This is a genomic window from Mesorhizobium sp. M0028, assembly GCF_040323855.1.
GTDB lineage: Bacteria > Pseudomonadota > Alphaproteobacteria > Rhizobiales > Rhizobiaceae > Mesorhizobium.
On record NZ_JAMYVG010000007.1, the window covers coordinates 114,175 to 133,119 of the forward strand.

The window sequence follows — 18,945 nt, forward strand, 5'->3', positions numbered from 1 at the left end:
GGAACCACCATGTATCAGGCCATCGTCTTCCTTCCGCTGCTCGGCTTCCTGATCGTCGGCCTGTTCGGCACCTCGCTCGGCGCCAAGGCTTCCGAATACATCACCTCCGGCTTCCTGGTGATCGCGGCTGTGCTGTCGTGGGTCGCCTTCTTCTCGGTCGGCTTCGGCGGCGGCGAGGTGTTCACCGTGCCGGTGATGCGCTGGATCCAGTCGGGAGGCCTCGAAGCGTCGTGGGCGCTGCGGATCGACACGCTGACCGTAGTGATGCTGGTCGTCGTCAATACGGTGTCGGCGCTGGTCCATATCTACTCGATCGGCTACATGCATCACGACCCGGACCGGCCCCGCTTCTTCGCTTATCTGTCGCTGTTCACCTTCGCCATGCTGATGCTGGTGACGGCCGACAACCTCGTGCAGATGTTCTTCGGCTGGGAAGGTGTCGGTCTGGCCTCCTATCTGCTGATCGGCTTCTGGTACAAGAAGCCGTCGGCCAATGCGGCTGCGATCAAGGCCTTCGTCGTCAACCGCGTCGGCGATTTCGGCTTCGCGCTTGGCATATTCGGCGTGTTCGTGCTTTTCGGCTCGGTCAATCTCGGCACCATCTTCGCCAATGCGGCGACGTTCATTCCGGCCGAAGGCGCGCAGCAGGGTCCGGCCGTACTGACCTTCCTCGGCTATGCGCTTGATAAGCAAGCCGCGATGACAGTCGTCTGCCTGCTCCTGTTCATGGGCGCCATGGGCAAGTCGGCGCAGGTGCCGCTGCACACCTGGCTGCCGGATGCCATGGAAGGCCCGACGCCGGTCTCGGCGCTGATCCATGCCGCTACCATGGTGACGGCAGGCGTGTTCATGCTGGCGCGGCTGTCGCCGCTGTTCGAGCTGTCGCATTCGGCGCTGACCGTGGTCACCTTCATCGGCGCCTTCACCGCCTTCTTCGCGGCGACAGTTGGCCTCGTCCAGAACGACATCAAGCGTGTCATCGCCTATTCGACCTGTTCGCAGCTCGGCTACATGTTCGTGGCGCTCGGCGTCGGCGCCTATGGCGCGGCGATCTTCCATCTGTTCACGCACGCCTTCTTCAAGGCGCTACTGTTCCTCGGCTCGGGTTCGGTCATCCACGCCGTCTCCGACGAGCAGGACATGCGCAAGATGGGCGGCCTGAGGACGCTCATCCCGACGACCTACTGGATGATGGTGATCGGCACGTTGGCGCTGACCGGCGTCGGCATCCCGGTGACGATCATCGGCACGGCCGGTTTCTTCTCCAAGGACGCCATCATCGAAGCCGCTTTTGCCAGCCACAATGCGGTCGCCGGGTTTGCCTTCATATTGCTGGTCGTTGCCGCCTGCTTCACCTCCTTCTATTCCTGGCGGCTGATCTTCATGACCTTCCATGGCGAGCCGCGGGCCAGCCATGAGGTGATGCACCATGTCCATGAATCGCCGCCGGTCATGCTGGTGCCGCTGTTCATCCTGGCGGCAGGCGCCCTGTTCGCCGGCGTGATCTTCCACGGCGCCTTCATCGGCGAGGGCTATGCCGAATTCTGGAAGGTGTCGCTGTTCACGCTGCCTGACAACCACATCCTGCACGAGATCCACGAACTGCCGCTTTGGGTCGAGCTCGCGCCGTTCATCGCCATGCTGATCGGCTTTGCGATAGCCTGGCAATTCTACATTCGCGCGCCGGAAATGCCTCGGAGCGTCGCGGCCAACCATCGCCTGCTCTATGCCTTCCTGCTCAACAAATGGTATTTCGACGAGCTCTACGACTTCCTGTTCGTGCGGCCGGCAAAGCGCCTCGGCAGCTTCCTGTGGAAGACCGGCGACGGCACTATCATCGACGGGCTCGGGCCGGACGGCATCTCGGCGCGCGTCGTCGACGTCACCAACCGCGTCGTCAAGCTGCAGACCGGCTATCTCTATCACTATGCCTTCGCCATGCTGATCGGCGTTGCCGCACTCGTCACCTGGATGATGCTCTGATGACCGCCTGGCCGATCCTATCGCTGGTCACCTTCCTGCCGCTGGTTGGTGTGTTGCTCATCCTTTTCGTGCGTGACGACAGCGACAATGCGCGCCGCAACATCCGCGCCATTGCGCTGTTCACGACCGCCTTCACCTTCGTGGTTTCGCTGTTCATCTGGACCGGCTTCGACAATTCGCAGCCCGGCTTCCAGTTCGTCGAGAAGTTTGCCTGGCTGGATTCCGGCATCTCCTACCATATGGGCGTAGATGGCATCTCCATGCTGTTCGTCATCCTGACCACCTTCCTGATGCCGCTCTGCATCCTCGCTTCGTGGGAATCGATCGAGAAGCGCGTCAAGGCTTACATGATCGCCTTCCTGTTGCTCGAGACGCTGATGATCGGCGTGTTCTGCGCGCTCGACATCGTCTTGTTCTACGTCTTCTTCGAAGCCGGCCTGATCCCGATGTTCATCATCATCGGCGTGTGGGGCGGCAAGCGGCGCGTCTATGCCTCGTTCAAGTTCTTCCTCTATACGCTGGCCGGCTCGGTGCTGATGCTGCTCGCCATCATGGCGATGTTCTTCCAGTCCGGCACCACCGACATCCCGACGCTTCTGACCCACAACTTCCCGGCCAATATGCAGACCTGGCTATGGCTTGCCTTCTTCGCTTCCTTTGCGGTGAAGATGCCGATGTGGCCGGTGCATACCTGGCTGCCGGACGCCCATGTCGAAGCGCCGACGGCCGGCTCGGTGATCCTGGCCGCCATCCTGCTCAAGATGGGCGGCTACGGCTTCCTGCGTTTTTCGCTGCCGATGTTTCCGATCGCCTCCGAAATGTTCGCGCCGCTGATCTTCACGCTCTCCGTAGTCGCCATCATCTACACCTCGCTGGTGGCGCTGATGCAGGAGGACATGAAGAAGCTGATCGCCTATTCGTCGGTCGCTCACATGGGCTTCGTCACCATGGGCATCTTCGCGATGAACCAGGAAGGCGTGCAGGGCTCGATCTTCCAGATGCTGTCGCACGGCCTGGTCTCAGGCGCGCTGTTCCTCTGCGTCGGCGTCGTCTACGACCGCATGCACACGCGTGACATCGACGCCTATGGCGGGTTGGTCAACAACATGCCGAAATATGCAACCGTGTTCATGATCTTCACCATGGCCAATGTCGGTCTGCCCGGCACCAGCGGCTTCGTCGGCGAGTTCCTGACCATGCTCGGCGTGTTCCGGGTCAACACCTGGGTGGCGTTCTTCGCCACCACCGGCGTCATCCTGTCGGCGGCCTATGCGCTCTGGCTCTACCGCAAGGTGATCTTCGGCGCACTGACCAAGGAAAGCCTGAAAGGACTGCTCGACCTGTCGACACGCGAGAAGGTGATCATCTATCCGCTGGTCGCGCTGGTCATTTTCTTCGGCGTCTATCCGGCGCCGATCTTCGACGCGACGGCCGAATCGGTCAAGGCGCTCGTTACCAATGTCACTGCATCCATCGGCGCCGCGCAGACCGCGGCGGCGAACTGACTAGGGGTTTTGCGAACCATGACGCCGGACCTTCTCTCCAGCCTGTCGCTCTCGACGCCAGAGCTGATCCTCGCAATCGGCGCCTTGGCGCTGTTGATGCTCGGCGCCTATTCGCGCGCCAACACCACCGTCACAGTGAGCGGCCTTGCCGTCGCCGTGCTGGTGATCGCTGGCGCCTGGCTGATCTTTTCCCCGGGGCAGGGCAACGCCTATGGCGAAGCCTTCATCCAGGATCCGTTCGCCCGCTTCATGAAGGTGTTGGCGCTAATCGGCTCGGCGGTGACGCTGGTCATGTCGGTCCGCTTTGCCCAGGCGGAGCATTTCGACAAGTTCGAATATCCGGTGCTGATCCTGCTCTGCACGCTCGGCATGATGCTGATGATCTCGGCCAACGGCATGATCGGGCTCTATCTCGGCCTCGAGCTGCAGTCGCTGGCGATCTACGTGCTGGCGGCGATCAACCGCGACAGTCTGCGTTCGACCGAGGCCGGCCTGAAGTATTTCGTCCTTGGCGCGCTGTCTTCGGGCATGCTGCTTTACGGCATCTCGCTGGTCTACGGCTACACCGGCAATACCGGCTTCCAGGAGATCGCCGCGGCGCTGAGCGGCGGCGAGCGCCAGCTCGGCCTCGTCTTCGGCCTGGTTTTCGTGCTGGCCGGCCTTGCCTTCAAGATCTCGGCGGTGCCGTTCCATATGTGGACGCCCGACGTCTATGAAGGTGCGCCGACGCCGGTGACGGCTTTTCTGGCGGCGGCACCCAAAATGGCGGCGATGGCGCTGATGGTGCGCGTCACCATGGGCGCCTTCAAGCCGATCGCCGCCGACTGGCAGCAGATCATCGTCTTCATCTCGATCGCGTCGATGGCGCTCGGCGCCTTTGCGGCGATCGGCCAGACCAACATCAAGCGGCTGATGGCCTATTCCTCCATCGGCCATATGGGCTATGCGCTGGTCGGCCTTGCCGCCAACAGCCAGGACGGCGTGCGCGGCGTCGCCATCTACATGCTGATCTACCTGGTGATGACGCTCGGCACCTTCGCCTTCATCCTCGCCATGCGGCGCAAGGAGGGCAATGTCGAGCAGATCAGCGATCTCGCCGGCCTGTCGGCGACCAACCCGATCATGGCGACGATCCTCACCATCCTGATGTTCTCGCTGGCCGGTATCCCGCCGCTCGCCGGCTTCTGGGGAAAATGGTACGTGTTCCTTGCCGCCATCAATGCCAATCTCTACGCGCTGGCGATCATCGGCGTGCTGGCCTCGGTGGTGGGCGCCTATTATTATCTGCGCATCATCAAGATCATGTGGTTCGACGAACCGGTCGGCGGCTTCGTTCCGATGGCGACCGAACTGCGCGTCGTGCTCGGCGTCTGCGGCGCCTTCGTGCTGTTCTATGTGCTGATCGGCGGCCCGATCGGAACCTATGCCGCTGCCGCAGCCAAGACCTTCTTCTGACGGAATGACATTCAGGCTGGCTCCAACCGCGGCTTCGGAAGGGTTCCGGCTCGAGGCGCACGACACGGTCGGCTCCACCAATGCGCTGGCGCTGGAGCACGCGCGGGCCGGCGATCCGGGCAAGCTCTGGGTCGTCTCAAAAAAGCAGCAAGCCGGGCGTGGCCGCCGTGGCCGCGCCTGGGCGACGCCCGAAGGCAATCTGGCAGCGACGCTGCTGGTGATCACCAACACCGAGCTTCGGCTTGCCGCGACGCTCGGCTTCGTTGCCGGACTGGCGCTGGCCGACGCGCTCGACGCTGTCGTGCCGAAGGGCAGGATCGCGATCGGCCTCGATGGTGCGAGCCAAGGCAAGAACCGTTTCGAGCTGAAATGGCCGAACGATGTGCTTGCCTCGGGCGCCAAGCTCGCCGGCATCCTACTGGAATCGGCGATGCTGGAGGGGGGCCGTTCCGCAGTGGCTGTCGGCATCGGCGTCAATGTGGTGGCTTATCCCAGGGATTTGCCCTATCCAGCGACGTCGCTCAACGCGCTGGGGTCTGCTTGCGATGCCGAGACGCTGTTTCTGGCGCTGTCGGATGCATGGAGCGAGAATGCCCGGCTGTGGAACGAAGGGCGTGGGCTTGCCGCCGTCAGGCAGCGGTGGCTGGCGCGTGCGGCGGGGCTTGGCGGGCAGGTTGCTGTCAGAATTGACGGTAATGTGGTGCGCGGCACCTTCGAGACCATTGACGAGGACTGCCGTTTCGTGATCCGCGACGATGAAGGTTCGGTTCTGACGATCGCCGCCGGCGACGTGCATTTCGGCGCGGTTGCCTCGGCCGGCGGTTGACTGGCCAATACGTTTGACTGGCCTGTATTTGACCAGCTTGAATTTGACCGGCCCAAGAGTTTGACGGGCAAGGAAGGAAAGATCATGGCGAAAGCGGAAAACGCCGAACTTGTCTTCGTGCCGCTCGGCGGTGTCGGTGAGATCGGCATGAACTTCGCCCTCTACGGCTATGGCCCGGCCAATGCGCGCGAATGGATCGTCGTCGATGTCGGCGTCACCTTTCCCGATGCAACCCTGCCCGGCGTCGACCTGGTGCTGCCCGACACGCGCTTCATCGAGGAGAATGTCGCCAATCTGCGCGGGATCGTCATCACCCATGCGCATGAGGACCACTACGGTGCGCTGCACGACATCTGGCCGAAGCTCAAGGCGCCGGTGTGGATGACGCCGTTCAGCGCCGGCCTGCTGGAAGCCAAGCGGCAGGGCGAGCAAGGGGCGCCGAAAATTCCGGTGACGATCTACCGGGCCGGCGAGAAATTCACCGTCGGTCCGTTCGAGATCGAGGCCATCCCCGTCGCGCACTCCATTCCCGAGCCGATGTCGCTGGCGATCACCACTCCGGCCGGCGTCGTCATCCATACCGGCGACTGGAAGATCGATCCGGCGCCGACGGTGGGGCCGATGACCGACGAGTCACGCTTCCGCGCCTATGGCGACAAGGGCGTGCTGGCGCTGATCTGCGATTCCACCAATGCGTTGCGGGAAGGGGAATCGCCGTCCGAAGTGGCGGTGGGCGAGGGCATCAAGAGCGTCATCCAGAACGCCAAGGGCCGTGTCGCCGTCACCAGCTTCTCCTCCAATGTCGGGCGCATCGTCTCCATCGCCAAGGCAGCGCGGGATGCCGGCCGCCAGTGCCTGGTGCTTGGCCGCTCGATGAAGCGCGTCATCGATGTGGCTGATGAACTCGGCTATATGGACGGCTTGCCGGAATTCATCGCCGAGGAAGATTACGGCTTCATCCCGCGCGAAAACCTCGTCATCATCTGTACCGGCAGCCAGGGCGAGCCGCTTGCCGCACTCGCCAAGCTGTCGCGCGACGAGATGAAGTCGGTGGCGCTGACTGCCGGCGACACGGTGGTGTTTTCCTCGCGCACCATTCCCGGCAATGAGAAGGCGATCCTCGAGATCAAGAACCGCCTGATCGATCTCGGCATCAAGATCATTGAGGACGGCGATGCGCTGGTGCATGTCTCCGGTCATCCGCGCCGCAGCGAATTGCGCAAGATGTATGAATGGGTGCGGCCGCAGATCGGCGTTCCCGTGCATGGCGAGGCGGCGCATCTGGTGGCGCAGGGCTCGCTGATGTCGACGTCCGGCATCGGCCAGGTGGCGCAGGTGCGCGATGGCGACATGCTCAGGCTCTATCCGGGTGCGGCTGCGATCATCGACCAGGTGCCGTTCGGCCGCATCTACAAGGACGGAAGGCTGGTCGGCACCGACCAGGCGATGGGCATTCGCGACCGGCGCAAGCTGTCCTTCGCCGGCCACGTCGCCGTCAATGTCGTGCTCGACGACAAATACGAACTCGCCGGCGATCCCGATCTCGTCGCCATCGGCGTCGCCGAGGCCGATGGCAGCGGCGAGAGCCTGGAAGACCTGATGATCGATGCGGCAATCGGCGCCGTGGACTCCATCCCCCGCCAGCGCCGAAAAGACCTCGACCTGGTCCAGGAGGCGGTGCGGCGCGCGGTGCGCGGCGCGGCCAACGAAGCCTGGGGCAAGAAGCCGCTGGTGACGGTGTTCGTCACGCGGTAAGGGAATAGGGGAGTAGGGCAGTACGGCAGTAGGGGAGAAAGTAGTTTTCCCTACTCCCATACTGCCCTATTGCCTTACTGCCCTAAGGACGCAGTCAATGCTCGGACGCCTCAACCATGTCGCGCTTGCCGTGCCGGATCTGGCTGCGGCGGCGGCGGCCTATCGGGATACGCTTGGCGCCCGCGTGACCGCGCCGCAGGCGCTGCCGGAGCATGGCGTGACGGTGGTGTTCGTCGACGTCGGCAATACCAGGATCGAGTTGCTGGAGCCGCTCGGCGAAGGCTCGCCGATCGCGGCATTCCTCGAGAAGAATCCGTCCGGCGGCATGCACCATGTCTGCTACGAGGTTGACGACATTGTTGCGGCGCGCGACCGTCTCAAGGCCAGCGGCGCGCGCGTGCTGGGCGATGGCAATCCGAAGACCGGCGCGCATGGCAAACCTGTATTGTTTCTGCACCCCAAGGACTTTTTCGGCACGCTGGTCGAACTGGAGCAAGCATGAGCTGGGTCTCTTTCATCGCCCTGTTCTTCGCCACATGGTGGGTGGTGTTGTTCGCCGTCCTGCCGTTCAGCATGCGGACGCAGGACGAGGACCAGGATGTGACGCTGGGTACGGTTCCGAGCGCGCCGCGCGGACCGCATATGCTGCGCGCCGCACTGCGCACGACGATCGCCACACTGGTCCTGATGGGCATCTTCTACGGCATCACGAGAGGGCTTGGTCTCGGCATCGACGACATCCCGCACATCGTGCCGGATTTCAACCAGAGCCCAGCGCATTAGCCGGCTACCCAATGTCCGGCTATCCAAGACCTATGCCGACGCCCTGAAATCAAGCTCAGCCAGCAAGGTCAACCCAAGTAAAGGCCGTGGGCCGGATTTGGGCTGACGCAACGTCATGTAGTTTGGCAATCTGTCTTGCTAACCAAATGATTGCACAAAAAAAATGCAAGGCGCGAGGCCTTGCAATTTAAACGCGTCCGATCTGTTTCCGGTGTCCGGCGGCAGCGAGTTACCGCGCCTAGATCGCATCCTCCCAAGACTTTGACCGCGTAGGAGGGCAGATTTTTCTCCGCCCTCTCGGTTATCGGGGCACACTAGCCTAAGGCGGGTGAAAATGTCACGAAGAATTTTGCCCGGAAACAGGCAATCTCGTGCTGCAGTGCACAATAGTACGGCAGGCGTTGCTTGCGAAACGCCCAGCAAGCCGTGTGCGGCAATTGCGGCGTCTGTGCAGCGCCTGGGCCGGGTTTCCATTCCGCCATGAAATGGCTATGAAGCCGGGGCAAGCAAGCCTGCGCTGCGCCGATTCCGGCGCCGCCATCCTCTCTCACGGACCAGTTCATGCGTTTGTCGCGCTATTTCCTGCCCATCCTCAAAGAAAATCCGCGCGAGGCCGAGATCGTCTCGCATCGGCTGATGCTGCGCGCCGGCATGATCCGCCAGCAGGGGCAAGGCAGCTTCTCCTGGCTGCCGCTCGGCAAGCGGGTACTGGACAAGGTCTGCCGGATCATTCGCGAGGAGCAGAATCGCGCCGGCGCGCTCGAAATCCTGATGCCGACCATCCAATCGGCCGAGCTGTGGCGCGAAAGCGGCCGCTACGAAGACTACGGCAAGGAGATGCTGCGCATCAAGGACCGGCAAGATCGCGACATGCTCTACGGCCCGACCAACGAGGAGATGGTCACCGAGATCTTCCGCTCCTACGTCAAGTCCTACAAGGACCTGCCGCTCAACCTCTATCATATCCAGTGGAAGTTTCGCGACGAGGTGCGCCCGCGCTTTGGCGTCATGCGTTCGCGCGAATTCCTAATGAAGGACGCCTATTCCTTCGACCTCGATTATGAAGGCGCCAAGGCCGCTTATAGCCGTATGTTCGTGTCCTATCTCAGGACGTTCACGCGCATGGGGCTGCAGGCGATCCCGATGCGCGCCGACACCGGGCCGATCGGCGGCGACCTCAGCCATGAGTTCATCATCCTGGCCGACACCGGCGAGAGCCAGGTGTTTTGCCATCGCGACTATCTCTCGCTTGATGTACCAGGGGCGAATACCGACTTTTCGAATGACGCCGAGATTGCCGAGATCGTCAAGACATGGACGACGCCCTATGCCGCCACCGACGAAATGCATGACGAGGCGGCATGGGAAAAGCTCTCCGAAGCCGACAAGGTCTCGGCGCGCGGCATCGAGGTTGGCCATATCTTCCATTTCGGCGACAAATATTCCAAGCCGATGGGCGCCAAGGTGACCGGGCCGGACGGCAAGGATCATTTCGTCTCTGGCGGTTCCTACGGCATCGGTCCGTCGCGGCTGGTCGCGGCGATTATCGAGGCCAGCCATGACGATAACGGCATCATCTGGCCGGAAGCGGTGGCGCCGTTCGACATCGGCCTGATCAACATGAAGGCTGGCGATGCCGAATGCGACCGCGTCTGCGGTGAGATGCATGCCGCCTTTGCCGCCGCCGGCAAGGAGGTGCTCTACGATGACACCGACCAGCGGCCGGGAGGCAAGTTCGCTACCGCCGACCTGATCGGACTTCCGTGGCAGGTGATCGTGGGGCCGCGCGGCGTCGCAGCCGGCGAGGTCGAGATCAAGAACCGCAGGACCGGCGAGCGCGAGACGCTGCCGATCGGCGACGTGAAAAAGCGTTTCGGTGCCGCCGCATGAACGAAGCGGCAGCAGCCAAACCTTCGGGGGCAGGACCCTTTTCCGGCTTTGAGCGTATGGTTGCGTGGCGCTATCTGCGCTCGCGCCGCAAGGAGACGGTGATCTCGGTCATCGCCTCGATCTCCTTCCTCGGCATCATGCTGGGCGTTGCCACGCTGATCGTCGTCATGGCGGTCATGAACGGCTTTCGCGCCGAACTGCTGACGCGCATCCTCGGCGTCAACGGGCACCTGATCGTGCAGCCGCTCGACATGCCGCTGGAGGACTATGCCCAGGTCGCCGGCCGCATCAACGGCGTGCCCGGCGTCAAATACGCCATTCCGCTGATCGACGGGCAGGTGCTGGCGCAAGGCAATGTCGGCGGCGGCACCGGCGCGCTGGTGCGCGGCATACGCGGCGAGGACCTCGGCAAGATCACCATCGTCGCCAACAACATCAAGGAGGGCTCGATCGTCGGCTTCGACACCGGCGAGGGCGTCGCCATCGGCAGCCGCATGGCCGAGAATCTCGGCCTTGTGCTTGGCGATACGATCACGCTGATCTCGCCCGAGGGCGACGTCACGCCGCTCGGCACGACGCCGCGCATGAAGGGCTATCCGGTCACCGCGATCTTCGAGGTCGGCATGTCGGAATATGACAGCTCCATCGTTTACATGCCGTTCTCGGAAGCGCAGCTTTATTTCAACATGGACGGCCGGGCGCAGACGATCGAGATCTACACCGACAATCCCGACAATATCGACGCGCTGAAGCCGAAGGTCGAAGAGGCGGCGCAGCGGCCGATCAGCCTTGTCGATTGGCGGCAACGCAACAAGACGTTCTTCGACGCGCTGCAGGTCGAGCGCAACGTCATGTTCATGATCCTGACGCTGATCGTGCTGGTGGCGGCGCTCAACATCATTTCGGGCCTGATCATGCTGGTGAAGGACAAGGGCCACGACATCGCCATCCTGCGCACCATGGGAGCGACGCGCGGCGCGATCCTGCGCATCTTCCTGATGACAGGCGCTGCGATCGGCGTTGTCGGCACCATCGCCGGCGTGCTGCTCGGTATCTTGATCTGCCTCAACGTCGAGCGCATCCGCCAGTTCTTCTCCTGGCTGGCCGACGAGCGGCTGTTCAATCCCGAGCTTTATTTCCTAAGCCAGCTGCCGGCCCGCATGGATGCCAGCGAGACGATCTCGGTCGTTCTCATGGCTTTGGCGCTGTCGTTCCTGGCGACACTGTTTCCGGCGTGGCGGGCGGCCAGGCTCGATCCGGTCGAAGCGCTGAGGTACGAATGATGGCCGAGGCCATTATCGAGCTGAAGAGCGTCGAACGGCACTATGTGCAGGGGCCGCGCAAGCTGACCATCCTGAACGGCGCCGATTTTTCGCTTAAGCGTGGCGAGATGGTGGCGCTGGTGGCGCCGTCGGGCACCGGCAAGTCGACGCTGCTCCACACCGCCGGGCTGCTGGAGCGGCCGGACGCCGGCGACGTGATCCTGGCGGGGCGCGCCTGCGGCCGGCTTTCCGACGACGAGCGCACGGCGATCCGCCGCAACGATGTCGGCTTCGTCTACCAGTTCCATCATTTGCTGCCTGAATTCTCGGCGCTGGAAAACATCATGATGCCGCAGCTGATAAAAGGGCTGGCGCGCAAGGAGGCGGCCGAGCGGGCGGCGCAATTGCTCGACTACATGCAGATCGGCAAGCGGGCGCAGCATCGCCCTTCCGAGCTCTCCGGCGGCGAGCAGCAGCGCGTCGCCATTGCGCGCGCCGTCGCCAACGCACCGCTGGTGCTTTTGGCCGACGAGCCGACCGGCAACCTCGACCCGGTGACTGCTTCCTATGTGTTCGAGGCGCTGGCAGCGCTGGTCCGGCAATCCGGCCTGGCGGCGCTGATCGCCACCCATAATCACGAGCTTGCCTCGCGCATGGATCGCCGCGTGACGCTTGCCGACGGCAAGGTCGTCCCGCTTTAGGGTGTGCTAAGACCGAGGTGATGCCGGCCTGCGAACTGGCGTGCGCCGTCCGCTATTTTTCGTGCGCGCTCTCGGCCCGAAACCGTCGGCAATCTGCCTCTCAACCCTTTCTTAACCCTGCCGAAATTGACCGCACGCAATTCCGGCCATGCCGGGATTGCGATCGTTGACATTCGAACAAAATTAGAACAAAATACGAACATACTAACAACAGGAGAGAGTTATGACCGATCTTGTTCAGGATGTCGTTTCGCTGGTGTGCATGAGCACGTTCCTCATTTCCATGGCAATCTGGATCGGCGCGATGTGAGGATGCGCTGAAAGACATGGCTCGAACGCTGACGACCCGTTCTTCGCGGAGGCGAGGGGCGCAGCGTAGGACTACGGTCTTCAGTGAGGTTCTGTCAGCCGACTTTGCGGGCCGCCTCGACCTGCAAAGGCGCTGCCGGGCCGAAGACATCTTCGAAGGCTGATTTCAGCGCCAGGTCGAGATCGGCCATTGTTACGGGAAGGCCGAGATCGATGAGGCTGGTGACGCCGTGATCCTGGACGCCGCACGGCACGATGCCGCTGAAATGGCCGAGATCCGGCTCGACATTGATGGCAATGCCGTGAAAGCTCACCCAGCGCCTCAGCCTGATGCCGATGGCAGCGATCTTGTCCTCGGCGACCGAGCCGTCGGGCAAAGCGGGGCGATCCGGCCGCACCACCCAGACGCCGACGCGGTCCTCGCGGCGTTCGCCGCGTACGTTGAAGGCGGCCAGCGTGCCGATGATCCATTGTTCGAGTGCCGCGACGAAGGCGCGGACATCCTCGCGCCGCCGCTTGAGGTCGAGCATGACATAGGCGACGCGCTGGCCCGGCCCATGATAGGTGTATTCGCCGCCGCGCCCGGCGGCAAAGACCGGGAAGCGGTCCGGCTCGATCAGGTCCTCGAAACGGGCGCTGGTGCCGGCGGTATAGAGCGGCGGATGCTCGACCAACCAGACCATCTCGCCAGCCGCGCCGCTGCGGATTGCTTCGGCGCGCGCCTCCATCACGGCGAGCGCATCGGGATAGGCGGTGAGCCCGGGCTCAATGCGCCATTCGACCGGCGCCGAGCCGGGCGAGGGCAGGAACGACGTGGCGATCTGGCTGCGTTCTGTCATGATATCTCGTCTCGCCCCTCATATGGCGGCAATCGGTACAAACGTCCAGTTCCGGGCACGTTCGGCGCTTTGCAGAGTTAAGCCGATATCCGGCCGATTATTGCTGGCCGCGCACTTGTTTCACCGGAAACGATTTGCTACACGCCGCGGGCCGGTTCGTTCTGGCTCCTACCACGTGCGGTCGTGGCGGAATTGGTAGACGCGCAGCGTTGAGGTCGCTGTGGGGCAACCCGTGGAAGTTCGAGTCTTCTCGACCGCACCATTTAATTCGAAAGCGCCCCGTTGAGTTCGAGCACGGCAAAGAGCGTCTTTGTCAGGCGCGAGGCTTTTTTGCCTGACTGCGATCGCGAGTTTGGCCGATGCGAAAACGCCATCGGCGCGTAGCCATATATGCGGTTTGCGTGGATAATTATTCGCGCACCAGGCGTCCGGTTGCCCACCAGATCACAGATACAGCAGCGATCGATACGTAGCCGTCCAGGGCATAGTGCCATCCAGTGTACACCGATCCGTACAGGATCAGGGCTGCAAACGCCCAACCCAGAGCGCCCAGCCAGAGATTGATCGAGGACAGCAAATAGGCGTTCAGTGCGGCAAAGGCGACATGCATGCTTGGCATGGCCGAGATGCCGCCGCCAAGGCTTGGCCGGCCACTCCGGTAAGCCATCAGGAGATATGCTGCGGGTTCCCGCACCATGTAACTATGGTCCAGTCTGTCCAAGGCGGCATTCAATCCGTGGAAGCGATCCACGCCAACAAACTGGTGGTAGTAAACCGGCCCGACCGATGCCAGCGCCAAAGCCAAGACAGTTCCGAGGATGCACAACGTCAGCGCTGCCGCGCTGAGATAGCGGATGCGCGCAATCTCGTCCGACCAGAGCGCCACGAAAAGGATGGTGCCGAACCACTGGTAGAACCAAATGACTTCATAGCTGTCGAAGACGACGAGCGACCACCCGTTGCTGTCGAGCTTATGGGCGATCTCCCACGGCGGCATCCCGTGCAACCATTCATCAGCGTCGGCTAACCAGTGGTCGGCATAGTATGGGACGACGGACGGGATGGCGATCTTGTAGGTGGAGAACGCGGTCAAGCTGGCAAAGAAGAACAGCAGCACCAACAGACAGCCGCGCCAGCGCCCTTGAACCAATTCCAGGGCGTAGCGAACCGGTTGCCGTCGGCCATGTATGAGCGCGGCACAACAGACGCCACCGATAAACAAGACCGGCATGCCAATAAGAAACTTGTGAGAATAGATTAGGGCTGATGTACGGAATACTTCTGGATATAGTGCAGATGCACCTAACACGTACATTGCCATAAACAAGGAGAGGCGCAATTGCCATATGGCTGAGGGCCTGTGGCGAGAGGCTTCCGTAGTTAGGGCCAAGCCAATTTACCCGTTCTTAATGTTTCGCCGCAGAGACATATACACCGATAAGGTAAAAACCTTGCCGTCAGGTTTACTTTTCCCCGGTGGTCGATACCTGCCGGCTCGCATGCGGTGGATTGATTCCCTGAGCAATCTTGCATCCGCATTGCTGCCCATGCCCCGCGCGAAGGAATTACCCCGGAGCCTCGGGCCGAACCGGCCCGTTGCTTAAACACAGGCCCGCCACTCCCTCGGTTGACCTATCATAAGTTTTAGCTTATCATAAGTCATGGTTTATGATTACGCAGGAATGGTGGCCTTGGCCGATCCGACACGCCGCAAGGTGTTCGAGCTCATCGCCGATCGGCCGCGCTCGGTCATCGATCTGACGCGGGTGCTTCCGGTCTCGCAGCCGGCGGTATCGCAGCACCTCAAAGTGCTGAAGGAAGCCCGACTGGTCCGTGCCGAGCCCAAGGGCGCCAGCAATATCTATCATCTCGACCCGCATGGGCTCGGCGAGATGCGCGCCTGGCTCGATCGCATGTGGGGCGATGCGCTCGACGCCTTCAAACGGGAAGTCGACAACAGCAAGGAGAAGAGGAAATGACGACCATGATCAAGCCCGCACCGGTCAGGAAGTCGGTGACCGTGGAGGTGCCGCTCGACAAGGCATTCGATGTGTTCACGACAGGGTTCGGACGGTGGTGGCCGGCTTCGCACTCGATCGGCAAATCCGCCCTGACGACCGCGGTGATCGAACCGAAAGCCGGCGGCCGCTGGTACGAGATCGGCGAGGATGGGTCAGAATGCGATTGGGGCGAGGTTCTCGCCTGGGATCCGCCGTCGAGGCTGACGCTCGCCTGGCGTATCGGGGCCGACTGGCGCTACGATCCGGCATTGCTGACCGAGGTCGACATCCGCTTTGTCGCGCTCGGCGAGAATTCGACGCGGGTGGAACTCGAGCACCGGCTTCTGGAGAACATGGGCGAGACCGCAGAAGCAGCGCGCCAGGCCTTCGAATCGGAGCGTGGCTGGAGCGGTGTCCTTGGCGCCTACGCGGCTGAGGCCAAACGCTACGCTGCCTGATCGGCAGGCCTCTAAGCCCGATATCCAGCGAGGCCGTCGCACCGTCGGCCTCGCCTCATTCCCGGTGCAGCATATGCCGTTCTGCCCGACCACCGGGACTGTTGTTGTTGGGCGACCGATTCCCCGACCGGGGCACACCACACCTGGCGTTGTCGCGGACTGCCCGGCGGTTGGTCGGCGGCGATGGCAGAGCTGGATTACCGGTGCTTCTCGACGAAAGCCTTGCAGGCGGGTGACAACTGCTCGATCATGCTCTGAAGGTCGCATTTGCCGATCGGTGTCATTGGGCAAAGCCGTTTGTAGTCAGGCTTGCATTCCTTGCCCTGAAAAGATTTGAAGGCCTTTGCATCGGCGGTAATCGGGTTCAAAAGTATTCCCGAACAAACCAACGCAAGACTGGTAAACAGATACTTCCCCATAAACACCCTCCCTTTATTACCGGTAATTATAGAGATGCTAAATTAGAATCCTCTAATTATCAATCTTGAATTATCAATCTTGGGCAACCGGCAGCTCGCAAGGGCGCCTGATATCCGTCGGTTGCGCACAGAGAGGCCGATGCTCAAGCCAAATCGCGCCGCCGCTCCATCCTTGTGTTTGACCATGATCTTTTCGGAAAACCGGTTTCCACTTTTCAGGATCATGGTCTAGACCTGACAGGCACCTTATCCGGAAATCCGATGGCGGGAGGCGCTGGTGGAAGGCCAGGACGAACACATGACCGGCGCCAGGGCCGCTGAGGAGCGCCGCGCCGACATCTATGACGAGGACGGCGTCATCCTGTCGTCGTTTCTCACCCAGATCGGTGCCGCGATCGCCGATCGCGATACGCTGACGCTGAAGCGCGAAGTCGACGATCTGCACCAGTCGGAACTCGGCCACCTGCTCGAGGCGCTGCACCCGGAACAGCGCCGCGCCCTGGTCGAATTGCTGGGCAAGGATTTCGATTTTTCCGCGCTGACCGAGGTCGACGAGGCGATCAGGCGCGACATCGTCGACAATCTGCCCAATGCGCAGATCGCCCAGGCCGTGCAGGAGCTCGATTCCGACGATGCCGTCTACATCCTCGAGGACCTCGACCAGGAGGACCAGGACGAGATCCTGTCGCAACTGCCGTTCACCGAGCGGATCAGGCTGCGGCGCTCGCTCGACTATCCCGAAGAGACCGCCGGCCGCCGCATGCAGACGGAGTTCGTCGCGGTGCCGCCATTCTGGACGATCGGCCAGACCATCGACTACATGCGCGAGGACAACAACCTTCCCGACCGTTTCAGCCAGATCTTCGTCATCGATCCGAGCTTCAAGCTGCTCGGCGCCATCGACCTCGACCAGATCCTGCGCACCAAGCGCTCGGTCAAGGTCGAAGAGGTCATGCATGAGACCAGGCATGCCATCCCGGCCACCATGGACCAGGAGGAGGCGGCACGCGAATTCGAACAATACGATCTTCTGTCCGCTGCCGTCGTCGACGAGAACGAGCGGCTGGTCGGCGTGCTGACCATCGACGACGTCGTCGACGTCATCCAGCAGGAGGCCGAGGAAGATCTGCTGCGCATGGGCGGCGTCGGCGACGAAGAACTCTCGGACAGCATCCTTTCGACTTCGCGCTCGCGTGTGCCGTGGCTGCTGGTCAACCTTTTGACGGCCTTCCTCGCGGCTTCGGTGATCGGCCTGTTCGACCGCACCATCGAGCATATCGTGGCGCTGGCGGTGCTGATGCCGATCGTCGCCGGCATGGGCGGCAATGCCGGCTCGCAGACCATGACCGTCACCGTGCGGGCGCTGGCGACGAGGGACCTCGATATCTACAATGCCGGCCGCATCATCCGCCGCGAAATCGGGGTGGGCTTCATCAACGGCATCATCTTCGCCATCCTGATCGGCATCGTCGCGGCTGCCTGGTTCCACGATCGCAATCTCGGCGGCATCATCGCGGCGGCGATGATCATCAACATGTTCGTGGCGGCTCTGGCGGGCATCCTGATCCCGCTGCTGCTCGACCGCTTCAAGATCGATCCGGCTGTGGCTTCGGCGGTTTTCGTCACTACGGTCACCGATGTCGTCGGTTTCTTTGCCTTTCTCGGGCTTGCCACATGGTGGTTCGGCGTAGGCTGAACGGCACCTCAATTGACTTTTACGTAAATGCCGTGCGAGGCTTTGGAAGGTGCCTTGTCCGCCGATTCTGGTACGCGCCTGGATGCCGGCGGCGCCGGCCAGTTGGAACTCGCGGCGTGGCCGGGGCATTGGAGTGGCGATGCGGGAATATTATTCGATCACGGAGCTGACCCGCGAATTCGACGTGTCGACGCGGACGTTGCGCTTCTACGAGGACGAAGGGCTGGTGCAGCCGGTAAGGCGCGGCCGCACCCGGCTGTTCCGTCCGTCGGACCGGCATCTCATCCGCCAGATCATGCGCGGCAAGAGGCTCGGCTTCTCGATCAACGAGATCCGCGAAATCATCCAGATGTACAGGGAGCCGCCCGGCGAGGTCGGCCAACTCAAGCTGATGATCAAGCGCATCGAGGAAAAGCGCGAGGATCTTCGCCAGAAACGCCGCGACCTCGAGGAGACCCTGGCCGAGCTCGACCAGGCCGAGGAATCCTGCGTCGAGCGGCTGGTTGAACTCGGCGTCACCACGTAAGCGCGGTGTCAGCCCCGGCTCAAATCCAGCGCCGCACCCTTTTGGCGTAGTCCCGGTACTTCTTGCCGAATTTGGCCGTCAGCACCTTCTCCTCGCTCTCGATCGTCAGCTTCTGCGTCAGGAACGCCGCGATGACCGCGAGCGGCAGGAACCAGGCGATCCCCGAGACAAAGGCGAGGCTGACCAGCAGCAATGTGTTGGCGAGGTAGATCGGGTTGCGGCTGACGGCGAAGGGTCCGGTGGTCACCAGATGGTCCGGCACGCCGTTGGGGTTGAGCGTCGTTTTGGCGCGGATCATGGTGCGGATCGCGGTGAACCAGAGCGCGGCGACCGCCACCAACCCCACAAGGCCGGCGGCGAACAGGATGTCGCCGAGAAGATCGCCGATCCACGGCAGTGGATAGAAAAACCCTAGCGCGACGCTGACGATGATGGCGGCGACATAGATCAGCGGCGGCCATGGGATGTGCCCCAGCTTCGGCTGCCCAGGATTTTGCTGCACGGGTTTCGGGTGACTGTCGGTCATTGTTGTCCTCCC

At 62.3% G+C, this 18,945-nt stretch carries 18 protein-coding genes and 1 tRNA gene; 15 read left to right on the plus strand and 4 right to left on the minus strand.

Annotated elements, in window-relative coordinates:
* Window positions 1-9 precede the first annotated feature (9 nt).
* The 10 genes from nuoL (at window position 10) to NKJ93_RS15990 (ending at window position 12,160) form a co-directional block, all read left to right on the plus strand.
* Window positions 10-1,983 (plus strand): NADH-quinone oxidoreductase subunit L, encoded by a 1,974-nt coding sequence (gene nuoL / locus NKJ93_RS15945; protein ID WP_023720739.1) that lies wholly within the window; start codon window positions 10-12, stop codon window positions 1,981-1,983.
* Window positions 1,983-3,488 (plus strand): NADH-quinone oxidoreductase subunit M, encoded by a 1,506-nt coding sequence (locus NKJ93_RS15950; RefSeq protein ID WP_352590095.1) that lies wholly within the window; start codon window positions 1,983-1,985, stop codon window positions 3,486-3,488. The genes nuoL and NKJ93_RS15950 overlap by 1 nt, the downstream gene beginning before the upstream one ends.
* Window positions 3,489-3,506: 18 nt before the next feature.
* Window positions 3,507-4,943 carry an NADH-quinone oxidoreductase subunit NuoN gene (gene nuoN, locus NKJ93_RS15955; RefSeq protein ID WP_023720737.1) on the plus strand — a complete coding sequence of 479 codons (1,437 nt, stop codon included), beginning with the start codon at window positions 3,507-3,509 and terminating at the stop codon, window positions 4,941-4,943.
* 4 nt (window positions 4,944-4,947) lie between these two features.
* Window positions 4,948-5,769, plus strand: a complete 822-nt coding sequence (locus NKJ93_RS15960; protein WP_352590098.1) for a biotin--[acetyl-CoA-carboxylase] ligase — start codon at window positions 4,948-4,950, stop codon at window positions 5,767-5,769.
* An 84-nt stretch (window positions 5,770-5,853) separates the two neighbouring features.
* On the plus strand, window positions 5,854-7,524 hold the full coding sequence (locus tag NKJ93_RS15965; protein ID WP_023720735.1) for a ribonuclease J: 1,671 nt from the start codon (window positions 5,854-5,856) through the stop codon (window positions 7,522-7,524).
* 97 nt (window positions 7,525-7,621) lie between these two features.
* The gene (gene mce, locus NKJ93_RS15970; RefSeq protein WP_352483057.1) at window positions 7,622-8,026 is read left to right on the plus strand and encodes a methylmalonyl-CoA epimerase; all 405 of its coding nucleotides are present in this window, start codon (window positions 7,622-7,624) and stop codon (window positions 8,024-8,026) included.
* Window positions 8,023-8,307 (plus strand): DUF1467 family protein, encoded by a 285-nt coding sequence (locus tag NKJ93_RS15975; protein ID WP_352590101.1) that lies wholly within the window; start codon window positions 8,023-8,025, stop codon window positions 8,305-8,307. Before mce ends, NKJ93_RS15975 begins: the two co-directional genes overlap by 4 nt.
* A 561-nt stretch (window positions 8,308-8,868) precedes the next feature.
* Window positions 8,869-10,197, plus strand: coding sequence for a proline--tRNA ligase (gene proS / locus NKJ93_RS15980; protein ID WP_352590104.1), 1,329 nt, complete (start codon window positions 8,869-8,871; stop codon window positions 10,195-10,197).
* Window positions 10,194-11,480 (plus strand): lipoprotein-releasing ABC transporter permease subunit, encoded by a 1,287-nt coding sequence (locus tag NKJ93_RS15985; protein ID WP_352483059.1) that lies wholly within the window; start codon window positions 10,194-10,196, stop codon window positions 11,478-11,480. Before proS ends, NKJ93_RS15985 begins: the two co-directional genes overlap by 4 nt.
* On the plus strand, window positions 11,477-12,160 hold the full coding sequence (locus NKJ93_RS15990; RefSeq protein WP_023720730.1) for an ABC transporter ATP-binding protein: 684 nt from the start codon (window positions 11,477-11,479) through the stop codon (window positions 12,158-12,160). Before NKJ93_RS15985 ends, NKJ93_RS15990 begins: the two co-directional genes overlap by 4 nt.
* A 404-nt stretch (window positions 12,161-12,564) precedes the next feature.
* Here the strand turns inward: NKJ93_RS15990 and lipB are convergent, their stop codons facing one another.
* Window positions 12,565-13,308, minus strand: coding sequence for a lipoyl(octanoyl) transferase LipB (gene lipB, locus NKJ93_RS15995; RefSeq protein WP_352483062.1), 744 nt, complete (start codon window positions 13,306-13,308; stop codon window positions 12,565-12,567).
* 177 nt (window positions 13,309-13,485) lie between these two features.
* Between lipB and NKJ93_RS16000 the strand changes: the two genes are divergently transcribed.
* Window positions 13,486-13,570 (plus strand) — tRNA-Leu (locus tag NKJ93_RS16000).
* Between the two features lie 147 nt (window positions 13,571-13,717).
* Here NKJ93_RS16000 and NKJ93_RS16005 read toward each other — a convergent pair.
* Window positions 13,718-14,539, minus strand: coding sequence for a phosphatase PAP2 family protein (locus NKJ93_RS16005; protein WP_352590107.1), 822 nt, complete (start codon window positions 14,537-14,539; stop codon window positions 13,718-13,720).
* Between the two features lie 430 nt (window positions 14,540-14,969).
* On the opposite strand from NKJ93_RS16005, the gene NKJ93_RS16010 reads away from it, so the two are divergent.
* Together NKJ93_RS16010 and NKJ93_RS16015 are read left to right on the plus strand one after the other, a co-directional pair.
* Complete coding sequence (locus NKJ93_RS16010) at window positions 14,970-15,287, plus strand: ArsR/SmtB family transcription factor (RefSeq protein WP_023720727.1); 318 nt, start codon at window positions 14,970-14,972, stop codon at window positions 15,285-15,287.
* Window positions 15,284-15,766: an SRPBCC family protein gene (locus tag NKJ93_RS16015; protein ID WP_031194498.1), complete on the plus strand. Its 483-nt coding sequence runs from the start codon at window positions 15,284-15,286 to the stop codon at window positions 15,764-15,766. Before NKJ93_RS16010 ends, NKJ93_RS16015 begins: the two co-directional genes overlap by 4 nt.
* A gap of 197 nt (window positions 15,767-15,963) precedes the next feature.
* Here NKJ93_RS16015 and NKJ93_RS16020 read toward each other — a convergent pair whose 3' ends face one another.
* Window positions 15,964-16,185, minus strand: a complete 222-nt coding sequence (locus NKJ93_RS16020; protein ID WP_156948157.1) for a hypothetical protein — start codon at window positions 16,183-16,185, stop codon at window positions 15,964-15,966.
* Window positions 16,186-16,462: 277 nt separating this feature from the next.
* Between NKJ93_RS16020 and mgtE the strand changes: the two genes are divergently transcribed.
* Together mgtE and NKJ93_RS16030 are read left to right on the plus strand one after the other, a co-directional pair.
* A complete protein-coding gene (gene mgtE / locus NKJ93_RS16025) occupies window positions 16,463-17,881 on the plus strand; it encodes a magnesium transporter (RefSeq protein WP_023720724.1) in 1,419 nt (472 codons plus the stop codon).
* Window positions 17,882-18,020: 139 nt separating this feature from the next.
* Window positions 18,021-18,407, plus strand: coding sequence for a MerR family transcriptional regulator (locus NKJ93_RS16030; protein WP_023676566.1), 387 nt, complete (start codon window positions 18,021-18,023; stop codon window positions 18,405-18,407).
* A 19-nt stretch (window positions 18,408-18,426) separates the two neighbouring features.
* Here NKJ93_RS16030 and NKJ93_RS16035 read toward each other — a convergent pair whose 3' ends face one another.
* Window positions 18,427-18,933, minus strand: a complete 507-nt coding sequence (locus NKJ93_RS16035; RefSeq protein WP_352483066.1) for a methyltransferase family protein — start codon at window positions 18,931-18,933, stop codon at window positions 18,427-18,429.
* Between the last annotated feature and the right edge of the window lie 12 nt (window positions 18,934-18,945).

What these genes read in the sequence shown, in the direction of transcription:
- NKJ93_RS16035 (WP_352483066.1), bottom strand. Translation starts at nt 18,933, where the DNA reads ATGACCGACAGTCACCCGAAACCCGTGCAGCAAAATCCTGGGCAGCCG.
- NKJ93_RS15975 (WP_352590101.1), top strand. Translation starts at nt 8,023, where the DNA reads ATGAGCTGGGTCTCTTTCATCGCCCTGTTCTTCGCCACATGGTGGGTG.
- NKJ93_RS16005 (WP_352590107.1), bottom strand. Translation starts at nt 14,539, where the DNA reads ATGCCGGTCTTGTTTATCGGTGGCGTCTGTTGTGCCGCGCTCATACAT.
- NKJ93_RS16020 (WP_156948157.1), bottom strand. Translation starts at nt 16,185, where the DNA reads ATGGGGAAGTATCTGTTTACCAGTCTTGCGTTGGTTTGTTCGGGAATA.
- mce (WP_352483057.1), top strand. Translation starts at nt 7,622, where the DNA reads ATGCTCGGACGCCTCAACCATGTCGCGCTTGCCGTGCCGGATCTGGCT.
- NKJ93_RS15990 (WP_023720730.1), top strand. Translation starts at nt 11,477, where the DNA reads ATGATGGCCGAGGCCATTATCGAGCTGAAGAGCGTCGAACGGCACTAT.
- NKJ93_RS15950 (WP_352590095.1), top strand. Translation starts at nt 1,983, where the DNA reads ATGACCGCCTGGCCGATCCTATCGCTGGTCACCTTCCTGCCGCTGGTT.
- NKJ93_RS15965 (WP_023720735.1), top strand. Translation starts at nt 5,854, where the DNA reads ATGGCGAAAGCGGAAAACGCCGAACTTGTCTTCGTGCCGCTCGGCGGT.
- NKJ93_RS15960 (WP_352590098.1), top strand. Translation starts at nt 4,948, where the DNA reads ATGACATTCAGGCTGGCTCCAACCGCGGCTTCGGAAGGGTTCCGGCTC.
- NKJ93_RS16015 (WP_031194498.1), top strand. Translation starts at nt 15,284, where the DNA reads ATGACGACCATGATCAAGCCCGCACCGGTCAGGAAGTCGGTGACCGTG.
- NKJ93_RS16030 (WP_023676566.1), top strand. Translation starts at nt 18,021, where the DNA reads ATGCGGGAATATTATTCGATCACGGAGCTGACCCGCGAATTCGACGTG.
- lipB (WP_352483062.1), bottom strand. Translation starts at nt 13,308, where the DNA reads ATGACAGAACGCAGCCAGATCGCCACGTCGTTCCTGCCCTCGCCCGGC.
- NKJ93_RS15985 (WP_352483059.1), top strand. Translation starts at nt 10,194, where the DNA reads ATGAACGAAGCGGCAGCAGCCAAACCTTCGGGGGCAGGACCCTTTTCC.
- nuoL (WP_023720739.1), top strand. Translation starts at nt 10, where the DNA reads ATGTATCAGGCCATCGTCTTCCTTCCGCTGCTCGGCTTCCTGATCGTC.
- nuoN (WP_023720737.1), top strand. Translation starts at nt 3,507, where the DNA reads ATGACGCCGGACCTTCTCTCCAGCCTGTCGCTCTCGACGCCAGAGCTG.
- NKJ93_RS16010 (WP_023720727.1), top strand. Translation starts at nt 14,970, where the DNA reads ATGGTTTATGATTACGCAGGAATGGTGGCCTTGGCCGATCCGACACGC.
- proS (WP_352590104.1), top strand. Translation starts at nt 8,869, where the DNA reads ATGCGTTTGTCGCGCTATTTCCTGCCCATCCTCAAAGAAAATCCGCGC.